The sequence below is a fragment of the Streptomyces sp. NH27 genome (assembly GCF_056859195.1).
The window spans coordinates 1-10,343 of record NZ_JACEGK010000273.1; the positions used below are offsets into that span (position 1 = coordinate 1).

A 10,343-nucleotide genomic window follows, 5' to 3' on the forward strand; every position below is an offset into this window, starting at 1 on the left:
GGGTGGGGACGGCGGCGCAGGACGGGCGGTTCGACTGCTCGGGGCTGACGCAGGCGTCGTACCACGCGGTCGGGGTGACCCTGCCGCGGGTGGCCAACGACCAGTGGAACGCCGGGCCGCACCCGAGCCGGGCCGAACTGCTCCCCGGCGACCTGGTCTTCTTCGCCTACGATCTGAGTGACCCGCGCTCCATCCACCACGTCGGGATCTACGTGGGCGGTGGCTACATGATCGACGCGCCGCACACCGGCGCGGTGATCCGGTTCGACCCGATCGACTCGCCCGACTACATCGGCGCGACCAGGGTCACCGAGAGCGGGGCGCAGGCGCTGCCCACCGCGTCGCCCGCGTCGTCCGCGTCCTCCTGACGGGTCGTCGTGACGGATGGTGGACGAGCGCGACGGGCGGCCGTGGCGGATGACACACGCGTGACGAGTGCGCAGGGTGAGGCTCGGCCCTGAGCGTTGGGGGCTCCCGGCCGCCCTACCGTTCCCGCTGGTCACCCTTGCATAACGGCATGGTGATCATCTGGCGAAGACCGGAACGTTACGTAGTGTGCCGACCGTTGTACGGGGGAGAATGGCGCGAGACGCAAGCGACGGGGGTTGCTCACGAGCCGACGATGAACGCACGTTCAGTTGCGTTGCCCGACGAGGGGTGGACCCGATGGCGAAGGTCGCAGGCGACAGCGTGAACCCCGACGTCAGTCTGCTGCGCGGGGTCAACGGCCTGTCCGGGCACGCCCCGCGCGGCGTCGACCGGGCGGTGGAGTGGGCCGGCGGGTACGGCCTGGTCGCCCTGGCGCTCGTGCTGGCCGTCTGGTGCTGGTGGCGGGTGGCCCGGCGGGCCGAGGACGCGCCGGCCGCGGTCGCCGGTGTGTTGTGGTCGGGGCTCGCCGCCGCGATCGCGGCCCTGCTCGACCTGCCGATCCGAGCCCTCGTCCAACGGCCCCGGCCCATCGCCGACCACGACGGCCTCCATGTGCTGGTGCACGACGGCGGCTACTCCTTCGTCAGCGTACGCAGCGCGGTCATCGCCGCCGTCGCGGTCGGGCTGTTCACCGTCAACCGCAAGTTCGGCGTGTTCGCGCTGGTGGCCGCCCTCGCCGAGGGATTCTGCGACATCTACGTCGGCACGCACTACCCGACCGACGTGATCGGCGGCTTCGCGCTCGGCGCCGCCACCGTACTGCTGCTGACCGCGCCCGCCGTCGCCCTGCTCACCGGGCTCACCACCCGGGTGGCCCGCGGCCGCGCCGCCGTCCTGATCCGCTCGTCACCGCGCACCACCCCCGCCGCCCGGCGGCTCGGCCCACGCAAGATCCGCCACAGCGCCACCGACAAGGATCTGGCGGCCTAGAGCGACGACCTGCGCGCACCGGCGCGGGCGGTTGAGCGCCGGCGCGCTACCGGGAGCCAGGAGGGCGGCGGCGGTTGTGTGGTCCGCGTGCCGAGCAGGCCACGGTCCGGGCGACGGGAACGGGTCGGCCCGTGGGGTTTCGTCAGCCGCTGTCCGGCCACGGCACTTAGAGCGCCTGCGGGAAGTCGAAGAGGCGGGTCGGGTCGAGCTGCTTCTTCAGGGCGGTGAGGCGGTCCGCGTTGGGGCCGTAGTAGGCGGTGCGCCAGTTCGTCAGGGACGGGTCGGTGTAGTTCTGGTAGGCGGCGCCGGAGGCGTAGCGGCGCAGGGCCGTGTGGGTGCTGTCCAGCCATGAGGTGGCCGACAGTTCGTGGGAGGCGAGGTACTGCGCCAGGAAGCGCGAGCCGCGGTGGGAGAACGCGGTGGCCGTGGCGGAGGGGCGGTTGACCGCGCCGCCGAGCGCGGTGAGGGCGATGCTCCCGGCGCCGCCGCCGGACTGGTTGGCGAGCCGCTGCATCTGGCCGACCAGCGCCTGGACGCCGCCGGCCGGCAGGTTCGCGTCGTAGAAGTCGGAGCGCGCGGTGTACGTGTCCCGCTCCAGGCTGCCGACCGGGGCGAGATGGCATTGGGCGGCGCTGCGGCCCTCGCAGCCTGCGTAGGAGAACATCGCGTCGACGTAGGTGTGCGGCCGCAGCGACACCGAGGTGGCCGGGGCGCCGACCGCGGTGGCCAGCCGGTCCGCGGCTGCGGCGAGGTCGTCGCGGGAGCCGGTGGAGGTCATCGCGACCGAGACGGTGGGGGTCCGGCCGACCGTGCAGTTCAGGTCCAGCGCGGACCAGATGTGGTCGGGCAGGTCGGGGCCCCAGCTCTGCCAGCCGCGGACCAGGTCGGCGGCGCGGCTCCACGGCCAGGTCAGATAGCCGGTGACCACGTCGGGCACCGGGTGGGTGGCGAACGTCAGGGACGTCACCACGCCGAAGTTGCCGTTGCCCGCGCCGCGCAGTGCCCAGAAGACGTCCGGCTCGGCATCGGCGGACACCGCGTGGCTGCGGCCGTCCGCGGTGATCAGCGTCGCACCGGTGAGGTTGTCGCAGGTCAGCCCCATCGAACGGCTCATCACGCCATGGCCGCCGCCGAGCGTGAGCCCCGAGACGCCCACCGACGGGCACGACCCGCCCGGCACCGTCCTGCCGTACTGCGCAAGGGTGTTGTAGACGTCGATGAGCTTCGCGCCCGCGCCGATCGTGGCGGTCGTGCCGTCCAGCCGGATCGTGTTGAGCTTCGAGACGTCCACGATCAGCCGGCCGGTGCCGCTCGACCAGCCCGCGTACGAGTGGCCACCGCTGCGGACGGCCGGCGTGATGCCGGTACGGCGGGCGAAGTCCAGGCAGGTGCGGATGTCGTCGGCGCCGGTGACATACGCGACCGCGGCCGGACGGAGCGAGTCGAAACGGGTGTTGTAGAGGCGACGGTCCACGTCGTACCCGCTGTCCTGCGGGCGTACCAGGGTCCCGTCCAGCGACTTCGCCAGTGCCGGCCAGTCCGGTTTCACCCGCGAGGGGGTGCCCGACGCGGTCGGCTTCGCGGAAGACGCGGTCGTCCCCGAACCCGAGGCGGGCGCAGGGGCCTTCGCGTCATCCCCGCCGTCGTCATTGCACCCGCTCAGCACCGTGGCCGCCAGCGCCCCGCCGCCCGCCTTCAGCGCTGTCCGCCGCTCCACCCTGCGGGAGCTCCTGCCGACACCCCAACTCCGGTAATTTCCCCGGCCCATGCGTTCCACCGTCGCATCCATGCGTGAGGCCCGATCCCGGGCCTGGAGGCAGGCGCGTTCCACCACACCCGCACCTTCAGAGACCCAAGACGCCACACCACCCCCACCGGTTGCGATCTTCCCCAAGCCGTGCCCCTCCGGACCGCGACCAACCACCCAACGCCAAGCGGCACTTGCTGGTGAGCGCGGGAATTGCGCGGCCAACCGCCCACCGTCGGGCTGGTATAGCCACGACCGTGAGGGGGCACCCCCTCACGGCCACAAAAGACTTCGCGGGCAACCACCCGACCACCCACCGGCAGGTGATCCGGGAGCCGACAGGACGGGGCAGCCCGGGCGGACAGGGGCACCCCTATCCGCGGTGGTCCTTCGCATCTCGGCGGGCCCGATCCCGCGCCCGCCGAGCGGGCCCCTTCCAGCCGCACGAGCACCGCGCCACCGCGAAGGCCCCCCGTTCGACGACGGTCACGTCATGACGGCCGTCACCGCCGGCGGCACGCCCCCTTGTTCCGACATCGGACACGACTCCACCGTAACGGGCGTGACGGCGCGCTCAAGACCGTCGTTATCCCGGTGAGACCCAGCCGGTAGGGCGGGTGCAGGGATGGACGGGCAATGGTGGCAGCGGTGACCCCAGCGGCGGGCACGACGGCGGGCACGACCGGCGTGACGAGTGCGACAGCAGACGGCGGGGCGACGGACGCCCACCGCCCGGACCGCCCGGAGCGCGGGCACCGCGGGCCACATGGGCACCGCAAGAACCGCAAGAACCGCGGCCCCGCGACGACGCGGCAGCCCGCGACCGCAGCCGCCGCGCTGCTGTGCGCGGCCGCACTGGCCACGGCCACGGGCTGCGGCGGCCCGGCCGCGGGCAGCTCGTCCGGTTCGACCCCCGCGGACGCGGCCCAGACCCGCGCCGTCACGAACGCCGCCGACACCCTGGTCAAGGCGGGCAGCTCCAAGGTGGACACCGCGATGCGGATGGCCAGCGGCGGCACCTTGGTCACCATCACCGGCGCCGGCGGCTTCGACTACGCCGAGCAGCGGGGCGAGGTGGTGGTGCGGCTGCCCAAGGACGCGGTCGGCAAGGAGGAGCACAAGCCGATCACCGAGCTGATGACGCCCGGCGCCCTCTATATGAAGAACCGCGGCGCGGGTGTCCCCACCGGCAAGTGGGTGCGGGTGGACACCACCCGCCTCCCAGACGGGAACCTGGTGACCGGCGGCGCCACCGAACCGCTGGCCGCTGCCGAACTGCTGCGCGGCGCCGAGGATGTGACGTACTCCGGCACCGAGCAACTGCAAGGCGTCCAGGTGCGGCACTTCCGGGGCAGCACCGACATCGCCAGGGCCGCCCGGATCGCCTCGCCCGCCGTGCGCGGCCCGCTGAGTGCCGCGGCGAAGGGCTTCACGGTGACCCGGGTGCCGTTCGACGCGTGGCTGGACGCGCAGGGGCGGCTGCGCAAGCTCACCCAGCGGTTCACGATGGGCACGTCCAGCACCGCCAAGGGCACCGAGGCCGCCGGCCGGGATGTGACAGTTGTCTCCACCACGACCTACGACGCCTTCGGCACCCCGGTCGCGGTGACCATGCCCGGCAGTACCGAAATCTGGACCGGCAAGATCGTTTCTGCCCAGCCGTAACCGGGCGCCGCCGGATCGGGCCTACTGGAAATGGTCCATCCGTGCCATGCGCCGGGCCACGTATGGTCCCTACGCTTGATGACGGCCGTTCGCAGGCGTACGGGGATGCGTAGAGGAGGTGGTGCGGGTATGGCGCCGTCGCCCATGACATCGGTGCAGGACGATCTGGTGGCGTTGGCCGAGATCGATCTGTGCGGCGAGCTGATGATCGCCGCTTCCGCCGCCGTCGAGGAGCGGTTGAGCTTCGACCGGATCGACGAGGTACTGGAGGTCGCCCGGGTCCCGCCGGCCCAGGCGAACCAGTGCCCCTCCCGGCAGACCTTGCCGGTCGCGGCACCAGCTCCGCACTGACCGCGCCGGCGGGAAACCCGGCGAGAAGCGCGACCTGCGCGTCAGGCGCGGGCACATCCGCCCGTACGCATCCACCCTGGGCGCGTCCCGTACGCGTCCACTCCGTGCCCGCCCCGCGACTACGTACGCAGCAGACGCGCTATCGCCGCCGTCGCCTCGGCGACCTTCTCGTCGATCTCCGGGCCGCCGCCGACCGCGGCCGCGGCCACGCAGTGCCGCAGGTGCTCCTCCAGCAGTTGGAGCGCGAAGGACTGCAGTCCCTTGGTGCTCGCCGAGACCTGGGTGAGGATGTCGATGCAGTACACATCCTCCTCGACCATCCGCTGGAGTCCGCGCAGCTGTCCCTCGATCCTGCGCAGCCTTTTCAGGTGGGCCTCTTTGTCATGGCTGTAGCCATGCGGCCCGTGCGGCTTCACAATCTCCCCGGCGACGCCTTCCGTGGCCATCAGCATCTCCGCCCTTCTGTCCCGTTATACCCCGGATGGGTATAGCTTACCGAATCGATACCCTGTGCGAGGCATCCCCTGTCGGGGGGACTTCGTCCGATGGGCGACACTGGTGGACGCCGGTTAGCCGCGGCCGGATGATGCACCTAGCATCAACGAGACCGAAACTCATGCACCCCGAGGACCTCACGTGCGCTTTCGTCTGACCCCCAGGGAGACGAGCTTCTATGACATGTTCGCCGCGTCCGCGGACAACATCGTCGCCGGTTCGAAGCTTCTGATGGAACTGCTCGGGGCCGATTCGCCAACCCGGACCGAGATCGCAGAACGCATGAGGGCGGCCGAGCACGCCGGTGACGACGCGACCCACGCGATCTTCCACCAGCTCAACTCCTCCTTCATCACGCCGTTCGACCGGGAGGACATCTACACCCTCGCCGGTTCGCTCGACGACATCATGGACTTCATGGAGGAGGCCGTCGACCTGGTCGTCCTCTACAACGTCGAGGAGCTGCCCAAGGGTGTCGAGCAGCAGATCGAGGTACTGGCCAGGGCCGCCGAGCTGACCGCCGAGGCGATGCCGAACCTGCGCACCATGTCCAACCTGACCGAGTACTGGATCGAGATCAACCGGCTGGAGAACCAGGCCGACCAGATCCACCGCAAGCTGCTCGCGCACCTGTTCAACGGCAAGTATGACGCGATCGAGGTGCTCAAGCTCAAGCAGATCGTCGACGTGCTGGAAGAGGCGGCCGACGCGTTCGAGCACGTCGCCAACACGGTGGAGACCATCGCGGTCAAGGAGTCCTGACCTTCGTGGACACCTTCGTTCTGGTCGTGACCATCGCGGTCGCGCTCTTCTTCACCTACACCAACGGCTTCCACGACTCGGCGAACGCCATCGCCACCTCGGTCTCCACCCGCGCGCTGACCCCCAAGGCGGCGCTCGCGATGGCCGCGGTGATGAACCTGCTCGGCGCCTTCCTCGGCTCCAAGGTGGCCAGCACCGTGAGCAAGGGCCTGATCGCCACGCCCGAGGGCCGTAGCGGGATGGGCATTCTCTTCGCCGCGCTCGCCGGAGCCATTGTATGGAACCTGGTCACCTGGTATTTCGGGCTGCCGTCGAGTTCAAGCCACGCGCTGTTCGGCGGACTGGTCGGCGCGGCGCTGGCCGGCGGTACCCAGGTGCACTGGGACGGCGTGATCGACAAGGTCATCGTGCCGATGTTCCTGTCCCCGGTGGTCGGTCTGCTGGTCGGCTACCTGGTGATGATGGCGATCCTGTGGTTCTTCCGCGGCTCCAACCCGCACAAGGCCAAGCGCGGCTTCCGGATGGCGCAGACCCTCTCGGCGGCCGCGATGGCGCTCGGCCACGGTCTCCAGGACGCCCAGAAGACGATGGGTGTGGTGGTGCTGGCGCTGGTGATCCATGACCCGAGCCGCGGTTTCGGCATCCCGATCTGGGTGAAACTGATCTGCGCGGCGATGATGTCGCTGGGCACCTACGCGGGCGGTTGGCGGATCATGCGGACCCTCGGCCGCCGGATCATCGACCTCGACCCGCCGCAGGGCTTCGCCGCCGAGACCACCTCCGCGGCGATCCTCTACACCACGTCGTACGTCTTCGCGGCGCCGGTCTCCACCACGCACGTCATCACCTCGGCGATCATGGGTGTGGGGGCGACCAAGCGGGTCAAGGCGGTCCGCTGGGGCGTGGCGAAGAACATCGTCGGCGGCTGGTTCATCACGATGCCGGCCGCGGCGGTCGTCGCCGCCATCTGCTTCTACCTGGTCCGGCTGGTCTTCGGCTGATTTCCGCCGTCTCGCCCATGATGCGAAAGGCCCCGGCCCCCTTGAGGGGAGCCGGGGCCTGCGCGCCCTGCGGTGGCACCGCCATGCAGCACCGCACAGCGGTCCGGGGTCAGCCGAAACGGCCGGAGATGTAGTCCTCGGTGGCCTGGACCGACGGGTTGGAGAAGATCCGCTCGGTCTCGTCGATCTCGATCAGCTTGCCGGGCTGTCCCACCGCCGCCAGGTTGAAGAACGCGGTACGGTCCGACACCCGCGCGGCCTGCTGCATGTTGTGGGTGACGATCACGATGGTGAAGCGTTCCTTCAGCTCCCCGATCAGGTCCTCGATGGCGAGGGTGGAGATCGGGTCGAGCGCGGAGCACGGCTCGTCCATCAGCAGCACCTGCGGCTCGACCGCGATGGCGCGGGCGATGCACAGCCGCTGCTGCTGGCCGCCGGACAGCCCGGAACCGGGCTTGTTCAGCCGGTCCTTGACCTCGTTCCAGAGGTTGGCGCCCTTGAGGGACTTCTCGACGATGGTGTCGAGCTCGCCCTTCCTGCGGACGCCGTTGAGCCGCAGGCCGGCCGCCACGTTGTCGTAGATCGACATGGTGGGGAACGGGTTGGGGCGCTGGAAGACCATGCCGACGGTGCGCCGTACCGTCACCGGGTCCACGCCGCTGCCGTACAGGTTCTCGTCGTCCAGCATCACCTTGCCCTCGACGCGGCCGCCGGGGGTGACCTCGTGCATGCGGTTCAGGGTGCGCAGGAGGGTGGACTTGCCGCAGCCGGACGGGCCGATGAAGGCGGTCACGGAGCCGGGCTCGACGGTCATCGAGATGTCGTCGATCGCCTTGTGGCTGCCGTAGTGGGCGGACAGGCCGCTGACGTCGATTCGTTTGGCCATGGTGGGGATCACTTCATTTCATTTCTCTAGGTCTGCTGATGGCCGCGTCAGCGACCTGAGTGCTGCGGCGCCTTCCAGCGCGCGATGAGCCGGGCCACGAGGTTCAGGATCATCACGAAGCCGATCAGGACCAGGGCCGCGCCCCAAGCACGGGCGTAGCTCGCCGGGTTGCCGTTCACGTACTGCTGGTAGATGTAGAACGGCAGTGATTCCTGCGGGCCCTTGAACGGGTTGTTGTTGATGTACTGGGCGCCGTAGATCAGCAGGGCGACCGGGGCGCTCTCGCCGGCGATCCGGGCCAGCGCCAGCATCACGCCGGTGGTGATGCCGCCGATCGCGGTGGGGACGACCACCTTGGTGATGGTCCGCCACTTCGGCACGCCCAGGGCGAAGGACGCCTCGCGCAGCTCGTTCGGCACGAGCTTGAGCATCTCCTCGGTGGAGCGGACCACGATCGGGGTCATCAGGATCGCCAGCGCCAGCGAGCCGGCGAAGCCGGACTGGGGCGCCTTGTCGAAGGCGATGAACCACAGCGAGAGGATGAACAGGCCCGCCACGATCGAGGGGATGCCGGTCATCACGTCGACGAAGAACGTGACCACCTTGGCGAGCCGGCCCCGGCCGTACTCGACCAGGTAGACCGCGGTGAGGATGCCGATCGGGGTGGCGATGGCGGCGGACAGGCCGACCTGCTCCACGGTGCCGATGATCGCGTGGTAGATCCCGCCGCCGGGCTCGATGGTCAGCACGTTCTTCATCGAGTGGGTCAGGAAGGTGCCGTCGATCACGCCGGCGCCCTGCTTGATCGTCGTCTCGATCAGCGAGTACAGCGGCAGGACGGCCAGGATGAACGCGGACCAGACCAGGCTGGTGGCCACCCGGTCCTTGGCCTGCCGGCGGCCCTCGACCTGGGCGGTGATCACGTACGACCCGACGACGAAGAGCAGCAGCGCGATCAGGCCCCACTGGATGTGGCTGGAAAGGCCCGCGCCGGCGCCGATGGCGACGGCCAGCACGATCGAGCCGACCGCGATCGCCGGCGGTGTCCAGCGCGGCAGCCGCCGGGTCGCCAGCCGCGGGGAGGCGGGGCGGGCGGCGGACGGCGTCGTGTCGACAGCGGTGTCGGTCATGCGTTGGCCCCCGAGTACTCCTTGCGCCGGGCGATGATCAGCCGGGCGGCCCCGTTGACCAGCAGCGTGATGACGAACAGCACCAGGCCGGACGCGATCAGGGCATCCCGGCCGTACTGGGTGGCCTCACCGAACTTGGCGACGATGTTCTGCGAGAAGGTGCCGCCGGCCGGGTCCAGCAGGTGCGCGGTCAGGGTCGGCGACGCGGACAGCACGGTGGCCACCGCCATGGTCTCGCCGAGCGCGCGGCCCAGGCCCAGCATCGAGGCGGAGATGATGCCGGAGCGGGCGAAGGGGAGCACCGACATGCGGATGACCTCCCAGCGGGTCGCGCCGAGCGCGAGCGCCGCCTCCTCGTGCATCTTCGGCACCTGCCGGATGACCTCGCGGCTGACGTTGGTGATGATCGGCAGGATCATGATCGCCAGCAGGATGCCCACCGTGAACAGCGAGCGCGGGGTGGAGTTCGGGTCGTCCTTGTGGAAGATGACCGTCCAGCCCAGGTAGTGGTCGAGCCAGAGGTTGAGGCCGCGCAGGTGCGGCACCAGGAAGAGCGCGCCCCACAGGCCGTAGATGATGCTGGGCACCGCGGCGAGCAGGTCGATCACGTACGCGATCAGGTCGCCGAGCCGGCGCGGCGCGTAGTGCGTGATGAACAGCGCGATGCCGACCGCGATGGGCACGGCGATGGCCATGGCGATCACCGCGCTGACCACGGTGCCGTAGGCGAGGACCGCGATGCCGAACTTCGGCGGGGTCAGGGCGGCGTTCCACTCGAAGGTGGTGAAGAAGTTCGCGTGGTCCTTGGAGATGGCGCTGACCGAGCGGACGGTCAGGAAGAGCGCGATGGCGCCCATGATCACGAGGACGAAGATGCCCGAGCCGCGGGAGAGTCCGGCGAAGATCCGGTCGCCCGGGCGGGTGACGGTCTTCGCCTGGTCCGGCGG

General features: G+C 70.2%; 11 protein-coding genes. 6 read left to right on the forward strand and 5 right to left on the reverse strand.

Translation table 11 applies throughout. The features are described from left to right. Together AC13HU_RS21775 and AC13HU_RS21780 are read left to right on the forward strand one after the other, a co-directional pair. Positions 1 to 368: C40 family peptidase (locus AC13HU_RS21775; RefSeq protein WP_483043596.1), on the forward strand; the 368-nt coding region annotated here is incomplete at its 5' end. A gap of 298 nt (positions 369 to 666) precedes the next feature. Beyond that, positions 667 to 1,359 carry a phosphatase PAP2 family protein gene (locus tag AC13HU_RS21780; RefSeq protein WP_483043597.1) on the forward strand — a complete coding sequence of 231 codons (693 nt, stop codon included), beginning with the start codon at positions 667 to 669 and terminating at the stop codon, positions 1,357 to 1,359. A gap of 166 nt (positions 1,360 to 1,525) precedes the next feature. Here the strand turns inward: AC13HU_RS21780 and AC13HU_RS21785 are convergent, their stop codons facing one another. Then, on the reverse strand, positions 1,526 to 3,076 hold the full coding sequence (locus tag AC13HU_RS21785; RefSeq protein ID WP_483043598.1) for an FAD-binding oxidoreductase: 1,551 nt from the start codon (positions 3,074 to 3,076) through the stop codon (positions 1,526 to 1,528). A gap of 867 nt (positions 3,077 to 3,943) precedes the next feature. On the opposite strand from AC13HU_RS21785, the gene AC13HU_RS21790 reads away from it, so the two are divergent. Together AC13HU_RS21790 and AC13HU_RS21795 are read left to right on the forward strand one after the other, a co-directional pair. After that, positions 3,944 to 4,771, forward strand: a complete 828-nt coding sequence (locus tag AC13HU_RS21790; protein WP_483043606.1) for an SCO4651 family lipoprotein — start codon at positions 3,944 to 3,946, stop codon at positions 4,769 to 4,771. A gap of 129 nt (positions 4,772 to 4,900) precedes the next feature. Then, entirely contained in the window at positions 4,901 to 5,122 is a 222-nt protein-coding gene (locus AC13HU_RS21795; protein WP_483043599.1) for a hypothetical protein, read from the forward strand. Positions 5,123 to 5,241: 119 nt separating this feature from the next. Here AC13HU_RS21795 and AC13HU_RS21800 read toward each other — a convergent pair whose 3' ends face one another. Then, the gene (locus AC13HU_RS21800) at positions 5,242 to 5,568 is read right to left on the reverse strand and encodes a metal-sensitive transcriptional regulator (RefSeq protein ID WP_483043600.1); all 327 of its coding nucleotides are present in this window, start codon (positions 5,566 to 5,568) and stop codon (positions 5,242 to 5,244) included. A 190-nt stretch (positions 5,569 to 5,758) separates the two neighbouring features. Here AC13HU_RS21800 and AC13HU_RS21805 point away from each other — a divergent pair, with 190 nt between their 5' ends. Further along, positions 5,759 to 6,379, forward strand: a complete 621-nt coding sequence (locus AC13HU_RS21805) for a DUF47 domain-containing protein (protein ID WP_483043601.1) — start codon at positions 5,759 to 5,761, stop codon at positions 6,377 to 6,379. Positions 6,380 to 6,384: 5 nt separating this feature from the next. Beyond that, entirely contained in the window at positions 6,385 to 7,380 is a 996-nt protein-coding gene (locus tag AC13HU_RS21810; protein WP_483043602.1) for an inorganic phosphate transporter, read from the forward strand. A gap of 109 nt (positions 7,381 to 7,489) precedes the next feature. Here AC13HU_RS21810 and pstB read toward each other — a convergent pair whose 3' ends face one another. The 3 genes from pstB to pstC form a co-directional block, all read right to left on the reverse strand. Then, entirely contained in the window at positions 7,490 to 8,266 is a 777-nt protein-coding gene (gene pstB, locus AC13HU_RS21815; RefSeq protein ID WP_483043603.1) for a phosphate ABC transporter ATP-binding protein PstB, read from the reverse strand. 47 nt (positions 8,267 to 8,313) lie between these two features. After that, a complete protein-coding gene (gene pstA / locus AC13HU_RS21820) occupies positions 8,314 to 9,396 on the reverse strand; it encodes a phosphate ABC transporter permease PstA (protein WP_483043604.1) in 1,083 nt (360 codons plus the stop codon). After that, on the reverse strand, positions 9,393 to 10,343 hold a 951-nt coding region (gene pstC, locus AC13HU_RS21825; protein WP_483043605.1), incomplete at its 5' end, for a phosphate ABC transporter permease subunit PstC. The genes pstC and pstA, both read right to left, overlap by 4 nt.